21 protein-coding genes and 4 tRNA genes are annotated in these 23752 nt (G+C 68.4%); 11 read left to right on the forward strand and 14 right to left on the reverse strand.

Annotation, left to right across the window (positions count from 1 at the left end):
• Positions 1-185: 185 nt before the first annotated feature.
• Positions 186-782, forward strand: coding sequence for a hypothetical protein (locus tag LSF15_RS04410; RefSeq protein WP_232497307.1), 597 nt, complete (start codon positions 186-188; stop codon positions 780-782).
• A 55-nt stretch (positions 783-837) separates the two neighbouring features.
• On the opposite strand, the gene LSF15_RS04415 is transcribed toward LSF15_RS04410, so the two are convergent.
• The 3 genes from LSF15_RS04415 to LSF15_RS04425 all read right to left on the reverse strand — a co-directional run bounded on the left by LSF15_RS04415 (position 838) and on the right by LSF15_RS04425 (position 1138).
• Positions 838-912 (reverse strand) — tRNA-Val (locus tag LSF15_RS04415).
• Between the two features lie 24 nt (positions 913-936).
• Positions 937-1010, reverse strand: a tRNA-Cys gene (locus LSF15_RS04420).
• A 56-nt stretch (positions 1011-1066) separates the two neighbouring features.
• Positions 1067-1138, reverse strand: a tRNA-Gly gene (locus LSF15_RS04425).
• Between the two features lie 250 nt (positions 1139-1388).
• Here LSF15_RS04425 and LSF15_RS04430 point away from each other — a divergent pair.
• Positions 1389-1461 (forward strand) — tRNA-Val (locus LSF15_RS04430).
• A 122-nt stretch (positions 1462-1583) separates the two neighbouring features.
• Positions 1584-1940 carry a VOC family protein gene (locus LSF15_RS04435; protein WP_232497308.1) on the forward strand — a complete coding sequence of 119 codons (357 nt, stop codon included), beginning with the start codon at positions 1584-1586 and terminating at the stop codon, positions 1938-1940.
• A gap of 54 nt (positions 1941-1994) precedes the next feature.
• Here LSF15_RS04435 and LSF15_RS04440 read toward each other — a convergent pair whose 3' ends face one another.
• The 3 genes from LSF15_RS04440 to zapE form a co-directional block, all read right to left on the reverse strand.
• The gene (locus tag LSF15_RS04440; protein WP_232497309.1) at positions 1995-2558 is read right to left on the reverse strand and encodes a type II toxin-antitoxin system PemK/MazF family toxin; all 564 of its coding nucleotides are present in this window, start codon (positions 2556-2558) and stop codon (positions 1995-1997) included.
• A gap of 41 nt (positions 2559-2599) precedes the next feature.
• Positions 2600-3820: an ammonium transporter gene (locus LSF15_RS04445; protein WP_232497310.1), complete on the reverse strand. Its 1221-nt coding sequence runs from the start codon at positions 3818-3820 to the stop codon at positions 2600-2602.
• A gap of 213 nt (positions 3821-4033) precedes the next feature.
• On the reverse strand, positions 4034-5089 hold the full coding sequence (gene zapE, locus LSF15_RS04450) for a cell division protein ZapE (RefSeq protein ID WP_232497311.1): 1056 nt from the start codon (positions 5087-5089) through the stop codon (positions 4034-4036).
• 142 nt (positions 5090-5231) lie between these two features.
• Here zapE and LSF15_RS04455 point away from each other — a divergent pair, with 142 nt between their 5' ends.
• Together LSF15_RS04455 and LSF15_RS04460 are read left to right on the forward strand one after the other, a co-directional pair.
• The gene (locus tag LSF15_RS04455) at positions 5232-6131 is read left to right on the forward strand and encodes a sulfurtransferase (RefSeq protein ID WP_232497312.1); all 900 of its coding nucleotides are present in this window, start codon (positions 5232-5234) and stop codon (positions 6129-6131) included.
• 46 nt (positions 6132-6177) lie between these two features.
• Positions 6178-6630 (forward strand): SufE family protein, encoded by a 453-nt coding sequence (locus tag LSF15_RS04460; protein ID WP_232497313.1) that lies wholly within the window; start codon positions 6178-6180, stop codon positions 6628-6630.
• Positions 6631-6637: 7 nt separating this feature from the next.
• On the opposite strand, the gene LSF15_RS04465 is transcribed toward LSF15_RS04460, so the two are convergent.
• Positions 6638-7831, reverse strand: coding sequence for an alpha/beta hydrolase family protein (locus tag LSF15_RS04465; RefSeq protein WP_232497314.1), 1194 nt, complete (start codon positions 7829-7831; stop codon positions 6638-6640).
• 111 nt (positions 7832-7942) lie between these two features.
• On the opposite strand from LSF15_RS04465, the gene LSF15_RS04470 reads away from it, so the two are divergent.
• From LSF15_RS04470 to LSF15_RS04485, 4 genes are all read left to right on the forward strand, one after another.
• The gene (locus tag LSF15_RS04470) at positions 7943-8533 is read left to right on the forward strand and encodes a DUF3000 domain-containing protein (protein ID WP_232497315.1); all 591 of its coding nucleotides are present in this window, start codon (positions 7943-7945) and stop codon (positions 8531-8533) included.
• Positions 8526-9722, forward strand: a complete 1197-nt coding sequence (locus tag LSF15_RS04475; protein WP_232497316.1) for a ribonuclease D — start codon at positions 8526-8528, stop codon at positions 9720-9722. The genes LSF15_RS04470 and LSF15_RS04475 overlap by 8 nt, the downstream gene beginning before the upstream one ends.
• A gap of 76 nt (positions 9723-9798) precedes the next feature.
• The gene (locus tag LSF15_RS04480) at positions 9799-11004 is read left to right on the forward strand and encodes a thiolase family protein (RefSeq protein ID WP_232497317.1); all 1206 of its coding nucleotides are present in this window, start codon (positions 9799-9801) and stop codon (positions 11002-11004) included.
• The gene (locus LSF15_RS04485) at positions 11001-13142 is read left to right on the forward strand and encodes a 3-hydroxyacyl-CoA dehydrogenase NAD-binding domain-containing protein (protein WP_232497318.1); all 2142 of its coding nucleotides are present in this window, start codon (positions 11001-11003) and stop codon (positions 13140-13142) included. Before LSF15_RS04480 ends, LSF15_RS04485 begins: the two co-directional genes overlap by 4 nt.
• A 108-nt stretch (positions 13143-13250) precedes the next feature.
• Here LSF15_RS04485 and dxs read toward each other — a convergent pair whose 3' ends face one another.
• The 5 genes from dxs to dut all read right to left on the reverse strand — a co-directional run bounded on the left by dxs (position 13251) and on the right by dut (position 20161).
• On the reverse strand, positions 13251-15200 hold the full coding sequence (gene dxs, locus LSF15_RS04490) for a 1-deoxy-D-xylulose-5-phosphate synthase (RefSeq protein ID WP_232497319.1): 1950 nt from the start codon (positions 15198-15200) through the stop codon (positions 13251-13253).
• A 124-nt stretch (positions 15201-15324) separates the two neighbouring features.
• Positions 15325-18135, reverse strand: a complete 2811-nt coding sequence (gene acnA / locus LSF15_RS04495; protein WP_308188420.1) for an aconitate hydratase AcnA — start codon at positions 18133-18135, stop codon at positions 15325-15327.
• A gap of 156 nt (positions 18136-18291) precedes the next feature.
• The gene (locus tag LSF15_RS04500; RefSeq protein ID WP_232497320.1) at positions 18292-19080 is read right to left on the reverse strand and encodes a DUF3159 domain-containing protein; all 789 of its coding nucleotides are present in this window, start codon (positions 19078-19080) and stop codon (positions 18292-18294) included.
• Positions 19081-19082: 2 nt separating this feature from the next.
• The gene (locus LSF15_RS04505) at positions 19083-19706 is read right to left on the reverse strand and encodes a DUF3710 domain-containing protein (protein WP_232497321.1); all 624 of its coding nucleotides are present in this window, start codon (positions 19704-19706) and stop codon (positions 19083-19085) included.
• Positions 19703-20161 (reverse strand): dUTP diphosphatase, encoded by a 459-nt coding sequence (dut, locus tag LSF15_RS04510; RefSeq protein WP_232497322.1) that lies wholly within the window; start codon positions 20159-20161, stop codon positions 19703-19705. The genes LSF15_RS04505 and dut overlap by 4 nt, the downstream gene beginning before the upstream one ends.
• A gap of 38 nt (positions 20162-20199) precedes the next feature.
• Here dut and LSF15_RS04515 point away from each other — a divergent pair, with 38 nt between their 5' ends.
• Entirely contained in the window at positions 20200-20664 is a 465-nt protein-coding gene (locus LSF15_RS04515) for a DUF3093 domain-containing protein (protein WP_232497323.1), read from the forward strand.
• Here LSF15_RS04515 and LSF15_RS04520 read toward each other — a convergent pair.
• Positions 20661-20954 (reverse strand): DUF4193 domain-containing protein, encoded by a 294-nt coding sequence (locus LSF15_RS04520; protein ID WP_231046818.1) that lies wholly within the window; start codon positions 20952-20954, stop codon positions 20661-20663. The genes LSF15_RS04515 and LSF15_RS04520 overlap by 4 nt on opposite strands.
• A gap of 193 nt (positions 20955-21147) precedes the next feature.
• On the opposite strand from LSF15_RS04520, the gene sepH reads away from it, so the two are divergent.
• The gene (gene sepH, locus LSF15_RS04525) at positions 21148-22251 is read left to right on the forward strand and encodes a septation protein SepH (RefSeq protein WP_232497324.1); all 1104 of its coding nucleotides are present in this window, start codon (positions 21148-21150) and stop codon (positions 22249-22251) included.
• Between the two features lie 90 nt (positions 22252-22341).
• On the opposite strand, the gene clpX is transcribed toward sepH, so the two are convergent.
• Positions 22342-23619, reverse strand: coding sequence for an ATP-dependent Clp protease ATP-binding subunit ClpX (clpX, locus tag LSF15_RS04530; protein ID WP_232497325.1), 1278 nt, complete (start codon positions 23617-23619; stop codon positions 22342-22344).
• Between the last annotated feature and the right edge of the window lie 133 nt (positions 23620-23752).

Below are 23752 nucleotides of genomic sequence, written 5' to 3' on the forward strand. Positions count from 1 at the left end.
GCCACCTTGATCCACTCCTTGGATTCTCGAAAACGAACCCTTCAACTGTAGTGGTGCGCCGGGCGCCCGCCCTGCGTGGGCGACTCAGCGGAACACGGCGATCGGATGTCCCGGCCATGCGTTCAGCGGCCGCCTCGGGGCGCGCCCTGACGCGTCCACCCGGAGCTGGTTCTAGAGTTTCCCTCATGAACACTGAGAAGGAATCCCCGTTCGGTGATGCCTACGACGACCGCATCGTCAGCGTCGGCGACTTCGAGCCGGATGTCTCTGTCGAGGACTGGGTGGCGAAGTACCGCGTCGGCGACCTCGTCGGCGGACCCGTCTTCTGGACCGCGATCGAGGCGCTCTCCCCGATCCGCACGGTCGGCAAGGGTCGCACGGGCATCACGCTCATCCGCCCGACCATCCTCCAGACGGATGCCGCGACGCCGTACGCCGGCTTCGACCGCCGCGAGTCGCCGACCCGCAACCCCGCAGTGTCGGTGCACTTCAGCCCCGGCGCATACGGCGCCACGGGGCCCGGCACCTACGTGTTCACGTTCGCCGTCGAGGCCTTCGGCACGGCCGCGTTCGCGCCGACCGGGTACGCGGGCAGCGGCGTCGTGGATGCCGCAGGCTCGATCTCGTTCAGCGGACGCCGCACGATCACCGTGATCCTGCGGAACGTGCAACCCGGCCAGGACACGTGGGCGGCGATCGAGCAGACGTCGGGCGCCTCATGGTCGTGGTTCAGCACCCGCATCAGCCATCCGCCGCTCGTACTTGAGGCCTTCCAGCCGTAAGCCGAACTCCCACGGGAGACGAAAGAAGCCCCGGCCGACGGCCGGGGCTTCGTGTTGGTGGGCGATACTGGGATCGAACCAGTGACCTCTTCCGTGTCAGGGAAGCGCGCTACCGCTGCGCCAATCGCCCAGAGCCGCGATGGTCATCGCAGCTTGGAGGTGGATACGGGATTCGAACCCGTGTATACGGCTTTGCAGGCCGCTGCCTCGCCTCTCGGCCAATCCACCGTGCATGGGTTCACCACCAGAAGAACAGGAATGAACTTGCGCTCATTCCCGATCAGAGCGGATGACGAGATTCGAACTCGCGACCCTCACCTTGGCAAGGTGATGCGCTACCACTGCGCCACATCCGCGTTGCCCGCATTTCTGCGTGCAGAGAGACTCTAACGGATTGGGTGAACGAATCACAAACTGAGCCGACCGCGTGGCACGTTCCCCCCGATCATTCCCAGATTCGGTCCGAGAAGCCCGGGCGTGTCGAGCCGACCGACGCCGACGACACGGCATCCCCGCACCCGAGCGCGCCACGCCGATGTGCATTCGCGCTGCCCAGTCGGCTAGTATCGAGTCCGCGGTCACCGCACGTGACTGCGAATCCCACATGGGCGATTGGCGCAGCTGGTAGCGCGCTTCCTTCACACGGAAGAGGTCGTCGGTTCGAGCCCGGCATCGCCCACGAACGCCCCCACTCCACTGGGGGCGTTCTTCGTTGCCGCACTCGGTCAACCCCATTGCGGCCTCCGTATCCTGCGTCTAGCGTGACCGCCATCTGGCCCGCATCGACGCGAGGAGGATTCCATGTCCGGTGAGATCTCGTTCATCGAGTTCGGGGCGGCCGACGCGATGACCGCCCGCACGTTCTACGGCAAGCTGTTCGGCTGGTCCTTCGAGTCCGGGCCGGGCGGCGGTGGCTACGTGATCGACGGCGCGGGGGTTCCGGCGGGCGTGCACGGCGACGATCAGGGTGCCGCGCCGTACGTCTTCTTCAGGGTCGACGACCTCGACGCCGCGACGGCCGCGGTCGAACGGCTCGGCGGCACCGTCGAATCGGCACCGGGCGACGACGAGGCCTCGACTGCGATCTTCGGCGAGTTCCGCATGTGCCGCGACGACCAGGGCTCGCCCTTCGGCCTGCACCGTCCGCCGCGTCATTGACCGACGCGCCACCGCACGACGCGAGCGCGCCGGCTCCCAGGAGGACCGGCGTCGTCAGCCCCAGCCGTACCGAGCGGCGAGCGCCTCGGCAACGAGGGAATAGCGCCGCGAATCGAGGGATGACGCCTCACGGCGCATCCCTCCGGCGCGCACTCGGAACACCCGGTCGATGCGCGCCCAGCTCGGGCGGCCCTCGGAGTCCCACGCGCCGTCGCCCAGGGCCACGAAATCGCGATCGCCGTCGTGGGCCTTGCTCGTCAGCTGCACCGCGAGGAAGTCGCCCGCATTCGATGCCGCGACGATCACCACGGGACGGTCCTTGCCGCGCCCGTCGCGCTCCTCGTAGGGCACCCAGGTCCACACGATCTCGCCCGGGTCGGGCTCGCCGTCGCGCTCAGGGGTGTAGGCGAGCCGAACCGTGCGCAGTCGTCGCGGGTCGATCTCGATCGTGGCGTCGTCGCCCGCCTGCCCCGGGGAGACCTCGGCCTCCCCCGGCGTCACCGTGGCCGTTCGCGCGCGGCGCGGCGTCGAGACATCCGCCCGTTGCTTCGAGCCGCTCGTGAACAGGGGTCGCAGCACACGACCGAGGGCGGTGAGGAAGCGGCTGGTGTCTGTCACACCGGCACACTACCCCACCGCCCTCAGGCAGTCAGGACCGCTCAGACGTTCTCGAGCGCGTACCCCTCGTGGCCGTGGACCACCGTGTCGATGCCGGCGATCTCGTCCTCGTTCTTCACGCGGAAGCCGATCGTCTTCTCGATCGCGAAGCCGAGCACCCAGGCGATGACGAACGAGTAGATCAGCACGGCGAAGGCGGCGATGGCCTGCACCGCGAGCTGTCCGAGCCCGCCACCGGTGAAGAGGCCGGTGTCGATCGCGAAGAAGCCGAGGTACAGCGTTCCGATGAGGCCGCCGACGAGGTGGATGCCGACCACGTCGAGCGAGTCGTCGAAGCCGAGCTTGAACTTCAGTTCGATCGCGAAGGCGCAGACCGCACCGGCGACGACACCGAGCAGCAGCGCCCAGCCGGGCTCGAGGTTGGCACATGCCGGGGTGATCGCGACCAGACCGGCGATCGCGCCCGATGCGGCACCGACGGCCGTCGGCTTGCCGTCCTTGATCTTCTCGACGACGAGCCAGCCGAGGATCGCCGCTGCGGTCGCGCCGAGGGTGTTGAGAACGATGAGTCCGGTGTTCGCGAGCCCGTTGAGCCATTCTGCACCGGCGTTGAAGCCGAACCAGCCGAACCACAGCACGGCAGCGCCGAGGAGCGTCAGCGGCACGTTGTGGGGCTTGTCCATTCCCTTCTGGAACCCGACGCGCTTGCCGAGCACGAGCGCCAGGGCGAGTGCCGCGGCGCCTGCGTTGATGTGCACCGCGGTTCCGCCGGCGTAGTCGATGACGGCCGGCAGGCCGAGGGACTCACCGAGGTTGAGGATCCAGCCCCCGCCCCAGACCCACGCGGCGACCGGGAAGTAGACGAGCGTCGCCCAGATGCCGGCGAAGATCATCCACGACCCGAACTTCGCCCGGTCTGCGATGGCACCCGAGATCAGGGCGACGGTGATGATCGCGAACGTCGCGCCGAACGCGACGCCGATCAGGTCGGTGTTCGCCGACTCGCCCGTGGCGAGCGAGCCGAGGCCGAAGTCCGAGAACGGGTTGCCCGCGAAGTCCCAGACGCCGCCCACGGCGCTCATGTTGAAGCCGTACAACACCCAGAGCACGCTGACGAGCCCGAGCGCGCCGAAGCTCATCATCATCATGCTGACGACGCTCTTCGCCTTGACCAGGCCGCCGTAGAAGAAGGCGACACCCGGCGTCATGAACAGCACGAGCGCTGTGGCCGTGATCGCCCACGCAATGCTTCCCGTATCCATTGAAATTCCTCACACCTCGTGAATCTGCAGGGGACGTACTCGAGGTGGTCAGAACCTGCGCCGGTCTCGGGTACAGCGTTCAGACTGGTGCCGGGACGTTTCGGCGGGACTGCATCGTTCATTTCGCGTCGGTTACGAAAACGGGCGTCGTGTAACGAGCGTGTTTCGGGGCGCCGTGAGTGACCCCGAGATCAGCGGATGTCGTTTGCCGTGTCAGTCGTGCGGCGGGAGCTCACCCGTGGTGAGGGCGATCATGCGCGACATCGCACGCAGGTACTTCTTGCGATAGCCGCCGTTCATCATGTCGCCGCCGAAGACCTCGTCGAGCGGGAGTCCGCTCGCGACGATCGGCACCTCGGCGTCGTAAACGCGGTCGATGAACGCCACGAGGCGCAGCGCTGCGTTCTGGTCGGTGAGCTCGTGCACGCCGTCGAGCGCGATGACCTCGATGCCGTCGATGAGCTTCACGTACTTCGAGGGGTGCACGGTCGCGAGATGCGCGATGAGCTCGTCGAACCCGTCGAGCGAGATCGCGTGCCCGCGTGCGGCGAGTGCGTCTGCCGTGTGCGCGACGTCGTGGTCGGGGCCGAGCGCGGCCGCATGCCCCTCGGTGGCGCGACGGCGGTAGTCGAGGCCGTCGATGCGCAGCGTCTCGAAGTTCGACGACAGCGCGTGGATCTCGCGGAGGAAGTCGGCGGCGGCGAAGCGCCCCTCGCCGAGCGCGTTCGGGGGCGTGTTCGACGTCGCCGCCACCCGCGTGCCGCCGGCCATCAGCTCACCGAGGAAGCGGGTCATCAGCATCGTGTCGCCCGGGTCGTCGAGCTCGAACTCGTCGATGCAGATGAGGCGCGCGCCCTTGAGGAGCTGCACGGCCGGCGCGTACCCCAGTGCGCCGACGAGCGCTGTGTACTCGATGAACGTGCCGAAGTACTTCGGCCCGTGGGCGACGTGCCAGAGCGCGGCGAGCAGGTGCGTCTTGCCGACGCCGAATCCGCCGTCGAGGTAGACACCGGGGAGCTCGATGCGCGCGGGCCGTTTCCGCGAGAAGAACCCGCCCGGCCGCTGTGCGGCGCGCCACGCTCCGGCGAACGCGTTGAGCCGGTCGAGGGCCGCCTGCTGCGATGGGAAGTCGGGGTCGGGGCGATACGACTCGAACGACGCGTGCTCGAACTGCGGTGGCGGCGTGAGTTCCGACGCGATCTCGGCCCCGGAGATCGTGGGATTGCGATCGACGATGCGGACGAGGGTCTTGCTCGGTGCCGAGGTCATGCTGGTGGAGCTCCCGTGTTGCATCGGATGACGGGCCTGGTGACTTCGCCCCGCGCGCCGCGTAGATTCGTGGTGGACAGGTCATCAGCCTAGTCCGCTCCCCCACTCGTCCCCGCCCGACCGGGCGATCCAGGAGGCAGTCATGTCCGCCGAGTTCGACGCAGCCCCGAAGCTCGCCGAGTACGCCCACCCCGAGCGTCTCGTCACGACCGATTGGCTCGCCGCGCACCTCGGTGAACCGGGCCTCGTCGTCGTCGAATCCGACGAGGACGTGCTGCTCTACGAGACGGGGCACATCCCCGGCGCGGTGAAGATCGACTGGCACACCGAGCTCAACGACCCTGTGGTGCGCGACTACGTGAACGACGAGCAGTTCGCCGCCCTCCTCGGTTCGAAGGGCATCTCCCGCGACACGACGGTCGTCATCTACGGCGACAAGAACAACTGGTGGGCCGCCTACGCGCTCTGGGTCTTCACGCTCTTCGGCCACGAAGACGTGCGCCTGCTCGACGGCGGCCGCGACCTCTGGATCGCAGAGAACCGCGAGCTCACCACGGCAGCACCCGACGTGGCGCTCGTCGAGTACCCCGTCGTCGAACGAGACGACCGTGCCGTGCGCGCCTTCAAGGATGACGTGCTCTCCCACCTCGGAAACCCGCTCATCGACGTCCGCTCACCCGAGGAGTACACCGGAGAGCGCACGACCGCACCCGCGTACCCCGAAGAGGGCGCGCTCCGCGCGGGCCACATTCCCACCGCGGCATCCGTGCCCTGGGCCCGTGCCGCCGCCGCCGATGGCACGTTCAAGTCCCGTGACGAACTCGACGCGATCTACCGCGGCGAGGTCGGGCTCGACGACGGCGACGACGTCATCGCCTACTGCCGCATCGGCGAGCGTTCGAGTCACACGTGGTTCGTGCTCACGCACCTGCTCGGCTTCGACAAGGTGCGCAATTACGACGGTTCGTGGACCGAGTGGGGCAGCGCGGTGCGCGTCCCGATCGTGACCGGCACCGAGCGCGGCGACGTCCCCGCACGCTGACGGCGGTCGGGTCGGGGTCGCGGCCGGCCATGGGAGAATGGGACGGATGGACCAGACGACCCTTCCCGCGACGCTCGCCGAGACGCGCGACGACTTCCTCGCACTCGAGGTGCGCGACCGGCTTCAGCTGCTGCTCGAGTTCTCGAATGAACTCCCCGAACTGCCCGAGCGGTACGCCGACCACCCCGACCTGTTCGAGCGCGTCGTCGAATGCCAGTCGCCGGTGTACATCTTCGTCGAGGTCATCGACGGCATCGTGCACCTGTTCGCCACGGCGCCGGCTGAGGCGCCGACCACCCGTGGATTCGCGTCGATCCTGGTGCAGGGTCTCGACGGCTTGACCGTGCAGCAGGTCCTCGACGTCCCGGCCGACTACCCCCAGTCGCTCGGGCTCGGCGTGGCGGTGTCTCCCTTGCGCGTCCGCGGCATGACGGGCATGCTCGCACGCGCCAAACGGCAGCTGCGCGAGCGCGTCGCTGCGCAGGTGGCCGGCGCGTAGGGCTCGTTCAGCCCACGATCTCGGCCTCGTCGCCGAGCTGCTGAGTGCTCTCGGAGCGTCGTTCCAGCCAGCCGGTGATGAGGTTCGTCCAGCGCGCCGGCTCGTGATTCCAGAGCTTGGTATGGCGGGCACCCTCGAACACCTCGAACTCGATGAGATCGGGGCGGGATGCCGCGAATCGGCGTGACCCGTCGATGGGCACGAACCCGTCGTCGACGCTGTGCATGAGCAGGATCGGCACGTCGAACTCGTCGGCTCGCACCACCGGATCGAGCTCCTCGAGGCTGATCGGAGCCGCCACGCCGGTGAGCCCGCCGCTGAACGGGCCGCCGAGCAGCTGCGACACGCTGTCGCCGATCGCGCGGGGCAGGCCGAGCGCGCTGCCCTGGAAGCGCAGGATGTCGACCCAGTCGATCGCCGGCGAGTCGAGCACGACGCCGACGAGCCGCTCGCGAGCCTTCGCGGAGCGCAGGACGGCCTGCAACACGGTCGCCCCGCCCATCGACCAGCCCATCAGCACGATCTCCCGGGCACCCTGCCCCTCGGCGAAGTGGACGGCGTCGACCACATCGGCCCACTCGGTACCGCCGAGACCGTACTTGCGGTCGACGCTCTCGGGCGCCTCGCCGTCGTTGCGATACGAGATGAGGAGCGAGTTCCAACCGGCCTCGTGCGTCGGCCTCACGGCGCGCAGCCCCTCGGTGCGCTTCGCGCCCCGGCCGTGCACCTGGATCACCCAGCGTCGACGATCGTCGGAGGGAACGAACCAGGCGGGCGCCGGGCCGAGCGTCGTCTCGACGATCACGTTCTCGTACGGCAGGTCGAGCTCCCACGGCCCGAGGTGGAACGCGCTGTCGACGCGACCGCGTGACGCGCGCGCGAGCCGCCCGAAGTCGACCGACTCGATGCGCCGACGCACCACGCCGTCGTCGCTGAAGACGACATCGCCGAACCGCGCGTGGCCCGCGTCGCGGTCGAACCAGAAGCCGTAGCGCCCGCGCATTCGCGCCTCGACGGAGTCTTCGAGCACGATCTCGGCTCCGACCGGGTCCACCTCGAGGATTCGGATGTCCTCCTCGCGCTGGGCGGGCGGCGTCACGACACGGCGCGCCATCACCACCGTGAGCACTGCGGCGGCCGTGGCCGCTGCCGCGACGCCGGCTGCGAGCAGCGCGGCTGCGGCGGTCGCGATACCGATCACTCCGACCCTGCGACCCCGAACCATGCGATCCCTCCCGACGGTGCTGCTCAGGTGCACCCGGGCGCGGCGTGCCGCCCACGTGCGTTCCGATCGAGACTCTAGTCTGCAGACGTGCCCGACGATGCGAACCAGACGCCGGCCGAGTTCGAGGCCGCACTCGCCTCGCTGCGCGCCGCTGCGCCGCGCAAGGAGCTGGCGATCTCCGAGATCACCGCTCCCGCATCGCTCGCGCCCTTCGCGATCGCATTGTCGGCGGATGTCTCACCTTCGCGCCATGGCGACGACTCCGAGCTGGGCACCGGCCGATTCATCCTGTTGTACGACCCGGCCGAACCCGAGGCGTGGGGTGGCCGATTCCGCGTCGTGTGCTTCGCGCAGGCGCCGCTCGAGACCGACATCGGCCTCGACCCGTTCCTGGCGGATGTGGCGTGGTCGTGGCTCATCGACGCGCTCGACGCGCGGGGCGCCCGCTACATCGCCGCCTCGGGGACCGCGACCAAGATCCTCTCGACCGGATTCGGCGAGTTGGCGCATCAGGGAGATGGGGCCCAGATCGAACTGCGCGCCTCGTGGACGCCCCTCGACGCCGCAGTGGGCCCGCATGTGGAAGGCTGGGGTGAGTTGTTGTGCATGCTTGCAGGGCTCCCGCCCCGTTCGGAAGGGGTGACCGCACTGCCACGTCGGAGGTCGCACCGTGGATGAGTTCCGGGTGATCGAGACGCCCGCTGAGTTCGATGACGCCGTGCGGCGACTCCTCGACGGCGACGGCCCCATTGCGGTCGACGCTGAGCGGGCGAGCGGATTCCGCTACTCGCAGCGCGCCTACCTCATCCAGATGTACCGACGAGGCGCGGGCACGTTCCTCTTCGACCCGCCGCAGATCCCCGACTTCTCGGCGCTCGAGACGGCCATCCGTGCCGACGAATGGGTGCTGCACGCGGCGAGCCAAGACCTCGCCTGCCTGCGCGAGGTCGGTCTCGACCCCGACCGCATCTTCGACACCGAACTGGCTGCGCGACTGCTCGGAATGCCGCGCGTCGGGCTCGCGTCGGTCGTCGAGGAGTTGCTCGACGTCAAGCTGGCGAAGGAGCACTCGGCGGCCGACTGGTCGACGCGGCCTCTGCCGCAGTCATGGCTCAAGTACGCGGCGCTCGACGTGGAACTGCTCGTCGACGTGCGCGACCGGCTGGCCGAGCGACTGGTCGAGGCGGGCAAGAGCGAACTCGCGGCCCAGGAGTTCGACGCAGTGCTGCACCGCGCCGCGAAGCCCCCGGCCGCCGAACCCTGGCGCCGACTCTCCGGCATCCACGCCATGCGGAGTCCTCGCAACCTTGCGGTGGCCCGTGAACTGTGGCTCTCGCGCGACGCACTCGCGGTCGAACTCGACAGTGCGCCCGGCCGCCTCGTCCCCGACGCGTCGATCCTCGCCGTCGCTCGCACGCTTCCGTCGACGCGACGCGCACTCGCCGACATGCGCGACTTCACCGGGCGTGCGAGCCGCACCGAACTCGACCGGTGGTGGGCCGCGATCGAGCGCGGGATCACGACCACCGAGCTGCCCGCCGTGAGGGTGCCCAGCGACTCGCCGCCGCCTCCCCGCGCATGGGCATCGCGCAACCCCGAGGCCGACGCGCGACTGCGGGTCGCGAAGGGGGCCGTGGCCGAGGTGGCCGAGTCGTTCGGCATGCCCGTCGAGAACCTGCTCACCCCCGACTTCCTGCGTCGAGTCGCCTGGTCGCCTCCCGCGAATCCCGACGCCGCATCGATCAGCGCGGCGCTCGGCGAGCTCGGCGCCCGCGCCTGGCAGGTTGAGGCAACCTCACAGACAATCGCCGAAGCCTTTGTCGAGGCATCACAATCCTTGCGTGACGCCACCTCCACCGATTCGTAGGTTCCATCAACCGATTCCGCCGCGTTCACGACGGGTTCGTAGGATCGGTGCATCCTGATCGAAAGTGAGCTGCAGCGTGGCTGATCAAGCTGAAGTCGTGTTCGTCGATGGGGTCCGCACCCCGTTCGGCAAGGCCGGCGACAAGGGCATGTACTGGAACACCCGGGCCGACGATCTCGTCGTGAAGGCGATCGTCGGACTCCTCGAGCGCAATCCGAACGTGCCGAAGGACCGAATCGACGACGTCGCGATCGCGGCCACGACCCAGAGCGGCGACCAGGGCCTGACCATCGGCCGCACCGCCGCGATCCTCGCCGGTCTGCCGAAGACCGTGCCGGGTTTCGCGATCGACCGCATGTGCGCCGGAGCGATGACCTCCGCCGCGATGATGGCCGGTTCGATCGGGTTCGGCATGTACGACCTCGCGATCGCCGGCGGCGTCGAGCACATGGGGCATCACCCCATGGGCTCGGGAGTCGACCCGAACCCCCGCTTCCTCAGCGAGCGCCTCGTCGGCGAGGACGCCCTCGTCATGGGCGCGACCGCCGAGCGCATCCACGACCGGTTCCCCCAGCTCACGAAGGAGCGCAGCGACCGCTACGCGCTTGCGAGCCAGCAGAAGACCGCCGCCGCGTACGATGCGGGCAAGATCCAGCAGGACCTCGTCTCGGTCGCGGTCCGCACCGACGAGGGGTGGGGCCTCGCCACGCGCGACGAGGTCATGCGTCCCGAGACCACGCTCGAGGGACTCGCGGGCCTGAAGACCCCGTTCCGCCCCCATGGACGCATCACCGCCGGCAACGCGTCGGGGCTCAACGATGGCGCGACCGCCGCGATCCTCGCCTCGGGCAGCATTGCGAAGGAACTCGGGCTCACCCCCAAGATGAAGCTCGTGAGCTACGCCTTCGCCGGCGTCGACCCCGAGATCATGGGCATCGGACCGATCCCGGCCACCGAGAAGGCGCTCCGCAAGGGCGGTCTCACGATCGACGACATCGACCTCTTCGAGATGAACGAGGCGTTCGCCGTGCAGGTGCTCTCGTTCCTCGACCACTACGGCATCGCCGACGACGATCCCCGCGTCAACCCGTGGGGCGGCGCGATTGCCGTGGGCCACCCGCTGGCATCGTCGGGCGTACGCCTGATGAACCAGCTCGCGAGCCAGTTCACCGAGCGTCCCGACGTGCGCTACGGCATCACCAGCATGTGCGTCGGCCTCGGCCAGGGCGGCACCATGATCTGGGAGAACCCCAACTTCAACAAGAAGGCGAAGAAGGCGTGACCGACTACTCGACCATCGATTTCGACTCGCTCGTGGCCCTCGCGGGCGACGACGAGGTCGTCACGCACTCGTACGTGCGCGACATCCCCCTGACTTCGGGCAAGACGCTCGCGCTCATCACCCTCGACAACGGACGCGACCACACGCGGCCGAACACGCTCGGGGCGGCAACGCTGCTCGAGTACGCGAACACGCTCGACGGGCTGAAGGTGCGCGCGGCGGCCGGCGAGATCCACGCGGTCGCCGTCACCGGCAAGCCGTTCATCCTCGCCGCCGGTGCCGATCTCTCGAAAGTCGCCGAGATCCCCGACAAGGAGACGGCGAAGAAGTTCGTGCAACTCGGCCACTACGCGCTCGCCAAGCTCGGCGAAGTCGGCGTGCCGTCGTTCGCCTTCTACAACGGTCTCGCACTCGGCGGCGGCCTCGAGATCGGGCTGCACGCCGACTACCGCACGGTCGATGCCTCCGCGCCGGCGCTGGCACTGCCCGAGGTGTTCCTCGGCCTCATCCCCGGGTGGGGCGGCGCCACGATCCTCCCCAACCTCATCGGCATCGAGAACGCCCTCAAGGTCGTCATCGAGAATCCACTGAAGCAGAACCGCACCCTCAAGGGCCAGGACGCCCTCGACCTGGGCATCGCCGACGCGATCTTCCCTTCGGTCAACTACCTCGAGGACTCGCTCCGCTGGGCCGATGACGTGATCTCGGGTCGCGTGAAGGTCAAGCGACCGAATGAGCCCGGAAAGGTGGAGCGCCTCGTCAAGTGGGACGCCGCGATCGGCATCGCGGCGAAGATGCTGAAGAGCCGCATCGGCTCGGTGCCGCAGTCGCCGTACGCCGCCCTCGACCTCATGAAGGCGGCGAAGGGCGGCACCCGCGCCGAGGGGTTCCAGCGCGAAGACGAGGTGCTCGCGGACCTCATCGCAGGCGACCAACTGCAGGCCTCCGTGTACTCGTTCAACCTCGTGCAGAAGCGCACGAAGCGGCCCGCCGGCGCCCCCGACAAGGCGCTCGCGAAGAAGGTCACCAAGGTCGGCGTGATCGGTGCGGGGTATATGGCGAGCCAGCTCGCCCTGCTCTTCGTGCGGCGACTGCAGGTCCCGGTCGTCATCACCGACGTCGACCAGGAGCGCGTCGACAAGGGCGTGGCCTACATCGCCGGCGAGGTCGACGCCCTGCTGGCGAAGGGCCGCATCTCCCCCGACGAGGCGAACCGACTGAAGGCGCTCGTCACCGGAACGACCGACAAGGCCGACTTCGCCGATTGCGACTGGGTCATCGAGGCCGTCTTCGAGGAACTCGAGATCAAGCAGAACGTGTTCGCCGAGATCGAGCCGCACCTCTCTCCCGAGGCAGTGCTCGCCACGAACACGTCGTCGCTCTCGGTCGAGCAGATCGGCGCGAAGCTCGCGCATCCCGAGCGTCTGGTGGGCTTCCACTTCTTCACGCCCGTCGCCGTCATGCCGCTCATCGAGGTCGTGAAGACGCCGCACACCGACGACGCGACGCTGTCGACCGCCATGGTGACGGCGAAGAACCTCAAGAAGAACGCGGTCATCACCGCCGACACCCCGGGCTTCGTCGTCAACCGCCTGCTCGCGGTGCTGCTCGGCGAGGCGATGCGTGCCGTCGACGAGGGCACCTCGTTCGAGACCGTCGACCAGGCGATCGCACCGCTGGGCCTTCCGATGGCGCCGTCGGCGCTGCTCGATCTCGTCGGCCTCAAGGTGGGCGCGCACGTGCTCGACACGCACCACGCGGCCTTCCCCGACCGGTTCTACCGCAGCGAGAACCTGCACAGGCTCGCCGAGTACGGCAAGCTCCTCGAGAAGGACGACAAGGGCAAGGTCAGGGGCTTCGACAAAGGTGCGCTGAAGATCGTCTCGGGCGGCAAGAACGCCCGCAGCGCCGACGACATCCTCATCAGCCTGCAAGACGGTCTGGCACGCGAGGTGCGGCTCATGCTCGACGACCAGGTGGTCGCCGCCCCCGAGGACATCGACCTCTGCATGATCCTCGGCGCCGGTTTCCCGTTCCAGATGGGCGGTGTGACCCCCTACCTCGACCGCGTCGGCGCGTCCGAGCGGGTGTTCGGCGATACGTTCCACCACCCGCCGATCGCGGGAGTCGGCGCGTAGCGCTCGACGCGACACCGAATGGGGCCCTCGTCGAGGGCCCCATTCGTGGCTCCGGGACACCGTGACGCGGGACATCCGCTGCCCGGATCCGAGATGCGGCGACGCAGGTCAGACGCGCGGCTGCGGACGCGTATCGGTCGAGAGGCCCGACTCGGACCCGGCCCCGCGTGCGTGCGGCAGTTTGGATCCCAGCACCATGGCGGTGACGTCGCGGGCGATGTGCTGCGGGGTCAGGCCGACGCGCTCGAGGATGTCGCTTCGTGCGCCGTGGTCGAGGAACTCATCGGGAAGGCCGAGCTCGGTGACGGCCGTGTCGACGCCCGCCTCACGAAGGTCTTGGCGGATACGCGTGCCGATGCCGCCGACGCGGATGCCGTCTTCGAGGCTCACGACGATGCGGTACTCGGCCGCGAGTTCGATGAGGCTTCGTGCCACGGGGACCACCCAGCGCGGGTCGACGACCGTGGCCCCGATGCCCTGCGCTTCGAGTCGCTCGGCGACCTGGAGTCCGGTCCCCGCCATCGGTCCGACGGTGACGAGCAGCACGTCCTTGCGCTCGGATTCCGCGAGCACGTCGACGCCGTCGTCGGTGCGGCGGACCGCGTCGTAGTCGACGCCGACCGTGCCCTTCGGAAAACGGACCACGGTGGGCCCGTCGTCGACCGCCACGGCCTCACCGAGCTCTTCGGCGAGGCGCACCGAGTCGCGCGGCGCGGCGATGCGGATGCCGGGCACGACCTGCAGGATCGAGAGATCCCAGACGCCGTGATGGCTCGGTCCATCGGGCCCGGTGACCCCGGCGCGATCGAGCACGAACGTCACGCCGGCCTTGTGCAGCGCCACGTCCATGAGCACCTGGTCGAACGCCCGGTTGATGAACGTCGCGTAGACCGCGACGACCGGGTGCAGGCCTCCGAACGCGAGACCCGCAGCCGAGGTCGCGGCGTGCTGTTCGGCGATGCCGACGTCGAGCACACGGCTCGGGAATCGCTCAGCCATGCGGTGCAGTCCGGTGGGCCGCAGCATGGCGGCCGTGATGCCGACGAGGCGGTCGTCGCGCTCGGCCAGGCGCACGAGCTCATCGGCGAACACCGAGGTCCACGAGGGAGCCGACGGTGACTCGAGCGACTCCCCGGTCTCGGGATCGATCTGGCCCACCGCGTGGAACTGGTCGGCCGCATCGAGACGGGCGGGCTCGTACCCACGGCCCTTCTCGGTGATCGCGTGCACGATGACGGGCGCCCCGTAGTCCTTCGCCTGGCGGAGGGCCCATTCCATGGCGTGCTCGTCGTGGCCGTCGATGGGGCCGATGTACTTGATCTCGAGGTTCGAGTACAGGGCCTCGTTGTCGGTGAATCGACTGAGGAACCCGTGCAGGCCACCCCGAACGCCCCGGTAGAACGCGCGAGCGGGCGCGCCCATGCGGTCGAACGCGCGACGGCTCGACAGGTGCAGGCTGCGGTAGCTCTGCTGGGTGCGCACGGTGTTCAGGAAGCGCGCCATGCCCCCGATCGTCGGCGCGTACGACCTGCCGTTGTCGTTGACGACGACCACCAGGTTGCGGGTGTTGTCGTCGGAGATGTTGTTCAGGGCCTCCCACGTCATGCCGCCCGTGAGCGCGCCGTCGCCGACGACGGCGACGACGTGGCGATCATGTTGGCCGGTCATCTCGAACGCACGCGAGATGCCGTCGGCCCACGACAGTGAGCTCGACGCGTGCGAGCTCTCGACGATGTCGTGCTCGGATTCGGCGCGCTGCGGGTACCCGGCGAGACCGCCGGTCGCGCGGAGGGTCGAGAGGTCTCGGCGCCCCGTGAGCAGCTTGTGCACGTAGGACTGGTGCCCGGTGTCGAAGACGATCGCGTCACGCGGTGAGTCGAAGACGCGGTGGATGGCGATCGTCATCTCGACGACGCCGAGGTTCGGACCGAGATGCCCACCGGTCTTCGACACCGACTCCACGAGGTAGTCGCGGATCTCACGCGCGAGCTGGTCGAGCTGCTCGTGGGTCAACGCGTCGAGATCGCGCGGTCCGGAGATGGTCTCGAGCAGGGTCATTCGTTGCCTCCGGGGTATCGCGGCCGAGCCGCCGAACGGAACGAGTCTACGCTTGGCTCGCTGGGAGCCCGGGCAGACTTCGGGGCGATCGGTACGTGCGCCGATCGCCCCGAAGCTGCCGTACTCAGACGAGCGAGCGCAGCACGTACTGCAGGATTCCGCCGTTGCGGTAGTAGTCGGCCTCACCAGGGGTGTCGATGCGCACGACCGCGTCGAACTCGACGGTCTGCTTTCCGGCAGGCGAGTGATCGCTCGGCTCGGCGACGACGCGCACGGTCTTCGGGGTGACGCCGTCGTTCAGCGCCTCGAGGCCGGTGATCGAGACGACCTCGGTGCCGTCGAGCCCCAGTGACGCCCAGCTCTCGCCCGCGGGGAACTGCAGCGGAACGACACCCATGCCGATGAGGTTCGAGCGGTGGATGCGCTCGAAGCTCTCGGTGATGACCGCCTTGACACCGAGCAGGCTCGTGCCCTTGGCAGCCCAGTCGCGCGACGAGCCCGACCCGTACTCCTTGCCGCCGAAGATCACGAGCGGGGTGCCCTGCGCCTGGTAGTTCTGGCTCGCGTCGTAGATGAACGACTGCGGGCCGTCGGCCTGGGTGAAGTCGCGCGTGTAGCCGCCCTCGATGCCGTCGAGGAGCTGGTTCTTCAGGCGGATGTTCGCGAACGTGCCACGGATCATGATCTCGTGGTTGCCGCGACGCGAGCCGTAGGAGTTGAAGTCCTTGCGCTCGACGCCGTGCTCGGTGAGGTACTGGCCGGCCGGGCTGTCGGCCTTGATCGAGCCGGCGGGGCTGATGTGGTCGGTCGTCACCGAGTCGCCGAGCTTGGCGAGCACTCGGGCGCCGGCGATGTCGGCGACCGGAGTCGTCTGCATCGTCATGCCGTCGAAGTACGGGGGCTTGCGGACGTAGGTGGATGCCTCGTCCCATTCGAACACCGAACCGGTCGGAGTCTCGAGGTTGCGCCACCGCTCGTCGCCCTCGAAGACGCTCGCGTACTGGTGGGTGAACATGTCCTTGTCGATCGAGGTGTCGATCGTCTCCTGCACCTCGGCGGCGTCGGGCCAGATGTCTCGGAGGAACACGTCGTTGCCGTCGCCGTCCTTGCCGAGCGCGTCGACCTCGAAGTCGAAATTCATCGACCCGGCGAGGGCGTAGGCGATCACGAGCGGCGGGCTCGCGAGGTAGTTCATCTTGACGTCGGGATTGATGCGTCCCTCGAAGTTGCGGTTGCCCGAGAGCACCGCGGTGACCGCCAGGTCCTTCTCATTGACGGCCGCGGAGATCTCGTCGATCAGCGGACCCGAGTTGCCGATGCAGGTGGTGCAGCCGTAACCGACGGTGTAGAAACCGAGGTCTTCGAGGTCTTTCGTGAGACCGGCCTTCTCGTAGTAGTCGGTGACGACCTTCGAGCCCGGAGCGAGCGTGGTCTTGACCCACGGCTTCGCCTTGAGGCCCTTCTTGGCGGCATTGCGGGCGAGCAGCCCCGCCGCGAGCATGACCGAGGGGTTCGACGTGTTGGTGCACGAGGTGATCGCGGCGATCGCGACCGCACCGTGGTCGAGCGTGAACTTCTCGCCGCCGGCGAGCGTCACGGCAGTGGGGTTCGAGGCCGTTGCCGGGGCGTGGCTGCGGTGGTGGTGCTCGTGGTGGTTGTACTCGTCTTCGGGAGTGTTGCCGGGCGGGTCGGAGGCCGGGAACGACTCGGAGATCTCGAGGTCGACGAGGTCGTGGTCGACCGTCGCGTAGTTCAGCAGGTCCTTCTCGAAGGCGGCCTTCGAGCCGGACAGCTCGATGCGGTCCTGCGGACGCTTGGGACCGGCGATGGACGGGACCACGGTGCCGAGGTCGAGTTCCATGTACTCGCTGAACGCGGGCTCGCTGTCGGCGTCGTGCCAGAGCTTCTGGGCCTTCGAATACGCCTCGACGAGGGCGACCTGCTCGTCGCTGCGACCGGTGAGGCGCAGATAGTCGAGCGTGACGTCGTCGATGGGGAACATCGCGGCGGTCGAGCCGAACTCGGGGCTCATGTTGCCGATCGTCGCGCGGTTGGCGAGCGGTACCGACGCGACACCCGAGCCGTAGAACTCCACGAACTTGCCGACCACGCCGTGCTTGCGCAGCATGTCGGTGATGGTGAGTACGACGTCGGTGGCCGTGACGCCGGTGGGGATCGCGCCCGAGAGCTTGAAGCCGACGACCTTGGGGATGAGCATCGAGACGGGCTGGCCGAGCATGGCCGCCTCTGCCTCGATGCCGCCGACGCCCCAGCCGAGCACGCCGAGGCCGTTGACCATCGTGGTGTGCGAGTCGGTGCCGACGCAGGTGTCGGGGTACGCGCGGAGGACACCGTCGACGGTGCGGGTGAAGGTGACCTTCGCGAGGTGCTCGATGTTGACCTGGTGCACGATGCCGGTGCCCGGGGGAACGACCTTGAAGTCGTCGAACGCCGTCTGTCCCCAGCGCAGGAACTGGTAGCGCTCGCCGTTGCGCTCGTACTCGATCTCGACGTTGCGCTCGAGGGCGTTCTCGGTGCCGAAGAGGTCGGCGATGACGGAGTGGTCGATGACCATCTCGGCGGGGGCGAGCGGGTTGATCTTGTTCGGGTCGCCGCCGAGCGCGAGCACGGCCTCGCGCATCGTTGCGAGGTCGACGATGCAGGGCACGCCCGTGAAGTCCTGCATGACCACGCGAGCCGGGGTGAACTGGATCTCGGTGTCGGGCTCAGCGGTCGGCACCCACGAACCGAGCGCCTCGATCTGCTGCTTGGTGACGTTCTTGCCGTCTTCGGTACGGAGCAGGTTCTCGAGCAGCACCTTCAGGCTGAACGGAAGCTTCTCGTAGCCCGGCACGGTGTCGAGACGGAAGATCTCGTAGGCCTGGTCACCGACCTGGAGCGTGTCTTTCGCCCCGAAACTGTTCACTGCTGACACGATGCCCTCTCCTTCGCGGATGCCGCCGAACACGCGGTCGACACTCCATCTTCCCTGTCGGCCGTGGGGCTGATCCAGCAAGGGTAACCTAAGCCGTTCGCCCGCCGACAGGATTCGCACGGCGTGCGAATTTATCTTGACGTCGAGATAACTGTATCACTCCGCGGAACGGGTCGCCGACGGGTAGACGGCACGCACGACGAGCCACGAGAACACGAGCACGAGCGCGTAGAGCGGCACGCCCATGAGCAGCCTGGTGGCGCCGAGCGCCTCGACGTTGTCGACGAGGTAGAGCGGAACCTGCACCAGCAGGCGGCCCGCGAAGAGCCCGATCCACACGAGCGTGAGGAACTGCGCGGCACGGTACTTGCGGCGATCCTGCTTCCACGCCACGCCGTCGCCCATGAGGAACCCGACGATGAGCCCGATCGCCGGCCAGCGCACGAGCAGCGAGATGATGAGGGCGAGCGCGTATGCCGCGTTCGTGAAGAACCCGAGGACGTAGTTGTCGCGGGCGTCACCGGTCCACAGTGCGAGCGCTGCCGAGGCGATGACCCCGATCAGGCCGGCGATCGCCTGCGTGGGTTGCCCCTTGGTCGCGATTCGAACGGCCGTGAACAGCACTGCGAGGCCGACGGATGCCCCGAGGGCGGGGAACAGCGCCGCCTGCGGGTCTTGACCTCCGAAGCTCGTGAGTGAGCTGTACACGACGAGGAACACGAGGCCGGGCAGCAGCGCCTCGAGGATGCCGCGCACTCCCCCGACGGCCACGAGCAGATCGCGGCCGCTCAGCTTCTCGTCGCGCGCGAGCGCGCCGAGACCGCTCTTCTCTGCGGCAGCGGCGAACTGGCGGCCGAACTCCGACGTCTCGGGCGAGCTCGGCGCCGAGGCATCCGCTCGCTCGTCGTCGTGCTCGGAGCCGGGTGTGCTCGCGGAATCGCTCATCGTCACGGAACGGTCGGCGCGCCGGTGGACGACGCGGGCATGCGAAGCGGGATCAGGTCGCGCGGCGGCATCGGCGTCGAGCCGCGCACCACGACGATCGAACGGAACAGGTCTTCGACGAGCGCCGCGGATGCCGGGTCGACCGCAGCCTCGCCCGCGATGACACCGCGAAGGAACCAGCGAGGACCGTCGACGCCGATGAAGCGGGCGAGCCGCATCTGACCGGCCTGGCCCTCGGCGGCGGCGACCGGGATCTGGGCGAGCAGCTCGGGGCCGAACGCGCCCTCGCGCACGGTGGTGGTGCCGCCCTGACGCGCGATCTGGTCGGCGATCTGGGCGCGGATCTCGTGCCAGAGCCCGCTCGAGCGCGGCGCGGCGAACGGCTGCACCTGCAGCGTCGAGTTCGCGTAGTCGAGGCCGATCGCGACCACGCGCTTCGTGCCCTCTTCGACCTCGAGGCGAAGGTGCAGACCCTCGCGCGGAAGGACCTTCACGCCGCCGAGGTCGACGTAGGGACGGACCGGGTTGGCCTCGGATTCGTCGAACGGCCCCGCCGACGCTCGGTCGTCTGGGGCGGACTTGGGCTGCTCGGCGGGCGTTCCGCCGGTGTTCTCGATGTCGCTCACGCGTTCACTCCTGACTTGTGCTCCCCGAATCCCGTGGAGCCGAACCCACCGTCGCCACGCATGCTGCCGGGCAGTTGCTCGACCTCGATGAATCGTGCCCGCGTCACCGGCATCACGACGAGCTGCGCGATGCGATCGCCCGCCTCGATCGTGTACGGCTCGCTCGCGTCGGTGTTGAGCAGCGAGACCTTGATCTCGCCGCGGTAGCCCGCGTCGACGGTGCCCGGCGCGTTCACGATCGTGATGCCGTGCCTGAAGGCGAGACCCGACCGCGGCACGACGAATGCGACATAACCGTCGGGCAGGGCGATCGCGACCCCGGTGCCGACCGCGGCGCGCTCGCCTGGGGCGAGCACGACGGACTCGGAAGCATGGAGATCGGCGCCCGCGTCGCCCGCGTGGGCATACGACGGAACGCGCTCGGCGGTGATCAGCACGTCGACGGAATCGGTCACTGTTCGAGGGTAGTGCAGAAGTCTGGTGGGATAGAGCCATGCCCGACTACCGCGAGCGACTCTGGCCGACACCGAGGATCTACGTCGCCACCCTGCTGCTGATCCCCGCGAGCATCCTCGTGCTCGCCCCCGTCTCGATGCCCGCCGGAATCGTGACCGGAGTCGTGCTCTACCTCGCGCTCGTCGGTTCACTGGCGATGACCGCGCCGTTGATCGAGGTGCAGGGCGGACGGCTGCGGGCCGGCCGCGCGGAGATCGCACTCACCGTCGTCGGCGAGGCGGTGCCGGCCGATGAGGAGCAGGCCCGCGTCGAACGGGGAACGGGTCTCGACGCTCGCGCGTTCCTCGTCATCCGCGGCTGGATCAAGCCGGTCGTGCGGATTCCGGTCGTCGACGCCGCCGATCCCACCCCGTACTGGCTGGTCTCGACGCGTCGACCGAAAGAACTGGCCGCCGCGATCAACAGATCGCGACGGCCTGACGTGCAGGAGTCGGGCGCCTAAGCCGCACACTCCAGGCAGATCGGTCCGAGCTTCGTCTCGTGGTCGATCTGCGACCGGTGCTTCACCAGGAAGCAGTTCACACACGTGAACTCGTCGGCCTGCGGGGGCAGCACCACGACGTCGAGCTCGACGTCGGAGAGGTCGGCACCCGAGAGGTCGAAGCCTCCGGGGTTGTCGGCGTCTTCGACGTCTACCACGCCCGACATCTTGTCGGGGACGCGCTCCTTGAGGGCCTCGATCGACTCCGAGTCGTCGTCGGTCTTCCGCGGTGCGTCGTAATCCGTTGCCATTCCCATCCATTTCTTCAGCGCCGGAGATTCGGCGGGCATAGTCTGCATCAAATCGGTTCCCGAAGCAAACCGTTTTACGCGGGTGTTCCCGCTGCTACCTCCTCAACTTCCGCCGCGCCCGGGCTATTCCCGCCGGCTCTGCTCGCCTCGTGGCATCCTTGGGCGGAGACGAAGGCACGGAAGGGCTTGTCCCATGCAGGAACTGAAGGTAATCGGCGTCGAGAACGGCGCGTTGCTCGCCGCCTCCGACGATGGCGCACGCTTCCGGATCGAGATCGACGAAGTGCTCCAGTCGCGGATCCGGCAGGCTCAGCCCGAACAGCACACCGGCCCGAAACCGTCGCCTCGTGAGATCCAGGCGCACATCCGCTCGGGTCTGTCGGCTGAAGAGGTCGCCGAGATCACCGGCGCCGCGGTCGAGTACATTCGCCGGTTCGAGGGGCCGGTGCTCGCCGAACGCGAACACGTCGTGACCAGCGCCCTGGCCGTGCCGGTCAACGCAACGCTCGAGGGCGAACCCGCCGACGAACCGGCATCGTTCGGCGGAGTCCTCCGGGAACGTCTCGCGAAGCTCGGCGCCGAGGGCGAACGATGGGCGAGTTGGAAGGACGAGGAACGCGGCTGGGTCGTCAAGCTCGAGTTCACCGCCGACACGATCGACCACGACGCACGCTGGAGCTTCGAACCACGCAAACAGTCGTTGCAGCCGCTCAACTCCGAGGCGATCACGCTTTCACAGCAGGGCGAACTGAAGGGTGGCCTCATCCCACGCCTGCGGGCGGTGAGCCCCGATTCCGACGAGTCGCGATTCGACAGTGGCGCGTTCACCTTCGATGAGCACGAACAGAGCGACGCCGACACGGCACCTCATCTCGAACCCCTCCCCTATGCCCGAACTCCGCAGACCTCGAGTCCTGCCGCAGCGCGCGCCGCGATCAAACGGGCCGATGAGCCCAGGCAGTCGCTCGGCGAGACCGCCGACCTGCTCGAGGCGCTGCGTCGCCGACGCGGCGAACGCGAGGCCGCGGGTGGCGATGCCGAGTTGACGCCGGTGCAGCCGCACCCGACCGCCAAGCCGGCTCCGCCCGCGACGCAGGCTGCCACCGAGGCGCCCCAGCCGCAGCTGCCGATCGAAGCTGCGGCTGCCGACGAGAAGCCGGGCACCGGCGCACGGAGCATCTGGGGCAAGACATCCAGCGGGCCGACCGGCAACCGCAACGCGAAGAAGGGCCGGGCCTCGATGCCTAGCTGGGACGAGATCGTGTTCGGTGCCCGCACCGACGACGACCTGGCCTGACTGCCCCGTCACCCCGACCGGGGTGGCCAAGCGAGGAGCCTGACGCGCCTCGTGAGGTCGCGCGCCGGCCGCTGCGACAGCGCCGCCGCCCTACGCCGACTTCTCAGCCCGACGCTGCTTGTGCGGCACGATGGTCGGCGCGGCGTTGTCGAGCACCGCGGCCCTGGTGACGACGACGCGCGCGACACCGGTGGTCGACGGCACCTCGAACATGATCGGGCCCAGCACCTCTTCCATGATGGCGCGGAGGCCGCGAGCACCGGTCTGCCGAAGAACCGCAAGATCGGCGATGGCCTCGAGGGCCGGCTCTTCGAAGTCGAGTTCGACGCCGTCGAGCTCGAACATGCGCTGGTACTGCCTGACGAGCGCGTTCTTCGGCACCGTCAGGATCTCCATGAGCGCGTCGCGGTCGAGCGGCGCTACCGTCGCCACGACGGGAAGGCGGCCGATGAACTCGGGAATGAGCCCGAACTTGTGCAGGTCTTCGGGAAGCACCTCGCTGAAGATCTCGGCTTCGTCCTCCTTGTTGTGCAGGGGAGCGCCGAAGCCGATGCCACGCTTGCCCGCGCGCGAGGAGATGATGTCTTCGAGCCCGGCGAATGCGCCGGCCACGATGAACAGCACGTTCGTCGTGTCGATCTGGATGAACTCCTGATGCGGGTGCTTTCGCCCACCCTGCGGGGGCACCGACGCGACCGTGCCCTCGAGGATCTTGAGGAGCGCCTGTTGCACGCCCTCGCCCGAGACATCCCTCGTGATCGACGGATTCTCGGCCTTGCGCGCGATCTTGTCGATCTCGTCGATGTAGATGATGCCGGTCTCGGCACGCTTCACGTCGTAGTCAGCTGCCTGGATGAGCTTCAGGAGGATGTTCTCGACGTCTTCGCCGACGTAGCCGGCCTCGGTGAGCGCGGTCGCGTCGGCGACGGCGAACGGCACGTTCAACTGCTTCGCAAGCGTTTGCGCGAGGTAGGTCTTGCCGCAGCCTGTGGGCCCGATGAGCAGGATGTTCGACTTGGCGATCTCGACGTCGTCATGTGCGCGGTCGGCGGTCGTGAGGGTGGTGCGGGCGCGAACCCGCTTGTAGTGGTTGTAGACCGCGACGGCGAGCGCCTTCTTCGCGGCCTCCTGGCCGATGACGTACTCCTCGAGGAACGCGAAGATCTCTTTCGGCTTGGGCAGTTCGAACTCGCCCGACTCGGTCTCGCCCGCCTCGGCGAGTCGCTCTTCGATGATCTCGTTGCAGAGCTCGACGCACTCGTCGCAGATGTAGACGCCAGGGCCGGCGATGAGCTGCTGAACCTGCTTCTGGCTCTTTCCGCAGAAGGAGCACTTGAGCAGATCGGCGCTTTCCCCGATGCGTGCCATCAGTGCCTCCATCTCGACGAGCCTGTTCCGAGCCTAGCCCGAGATCGGCCGGTTGGCGGGTAAGGCTGTGGAATCGACACGCTGCCGAGTTCGCCGGTCGCGAACCGGCGCGCTGACGACGCGCAACGCCGCG

This window comes from Agromyces humatus (assembly GCF_021228295.1).
GTDB classification, from domain to species: domain Bacteria; phylum Actinomycetota; class Actinomycetes; order Actinomycetales; family Microbacteriaceae; genus Agromyces; species Agromyces humatus.

What these genes read in the sequence shown, in the direction of transcription:
- LSF15_RS04410 (WP_232497307.1), top strand. Translation starts at nt 186, where the DNA reads ATGAACACTGAGAAGGAATCCCCGTTCGGTGATGCCTACGACGACCGC.
- LSF15_RS04515 (WP_232497323.1), top strand. Translation starts at nt 20,200, where the DNA reads ATGCCCGACTACCGCGAGCGACTCTGGCCGACACCGAGGATCTACGTC.
- LSF15_RS04455 (WP_232497312.1), top strand. Translation starts at nt 5,232, where the DNA reads ATGTCCGCCGAGTTCGACGCAGCCCCGAAGCTCGCCGAGTACGCCCAC.
- LSF15_RS04520 (WP_231046818.1), bottom strand. Translation starts at nt 20,954, where the DNA reads ATGGCAACGGATTACGACGCACCGCGGAAGACCGACGACGACTCGGAG.
- sepH (WP_232497324.1), top strand. Translation starts at nt 21,148, where the DNA reads ATGCAGGAACTGAAGGTAATCGGCGTCGAGAACGGCGCGTTGCTCGCC.
- LSF15_RS04500 (WP_232497320.1), bottom strand. Translation starts at nt 19,080, where the DNA reads ATGAGCGATTCCGCGAGCACACCCGGCTCCGAGCACGACGACGAGCGA.
- zapE (WP_232497311.1), bottom strand. Translation starts at nt 5,089, where the DNA reads ATGACCTCGGCACCGAGCAAGACCCTCGTCCGCATCGTCGATCGCAAT.
- clpX (WP_232497325.1), bottom strand. Translation starts at nt 23,619, where the DNA reads ATGGCACGCATCGGGGAAAGCGCCGATCTGCTCAAGTGCTCCTTCTGC.
- LSF15_RS04460 (WP_232497313.1), top strand. Translation starts at nt 6,178, where the DNA reads ATGGACCAGACGACCCTTCCCGCGACGCTCGCCGAGACGCGCGACGAC.
- dxs (WP_232497319.1), bottom strand. Translation starts at nt 15,200, where the DNA reads ATGACCCTGCTCGAGACCATCTCCGGACCGCGCGATCTCGACGCGTTG.
- LSF15_RS04435 (WP_232497308.1), top strand. Translation starts at nt 1,584, where the DNA reads ATGTCCGGTGAGATCTCGTTCATCGAGTTCGGGGCGGCCGACGCGATG.
- LSF15_RS04445 (WP_232497310.1), bottom strand. Translation starts at nt 3,820, where the DNA reads ATGGATACGGGAAGCATTGCGTGGGCGATCACGGCCACAGCGCTCGTG.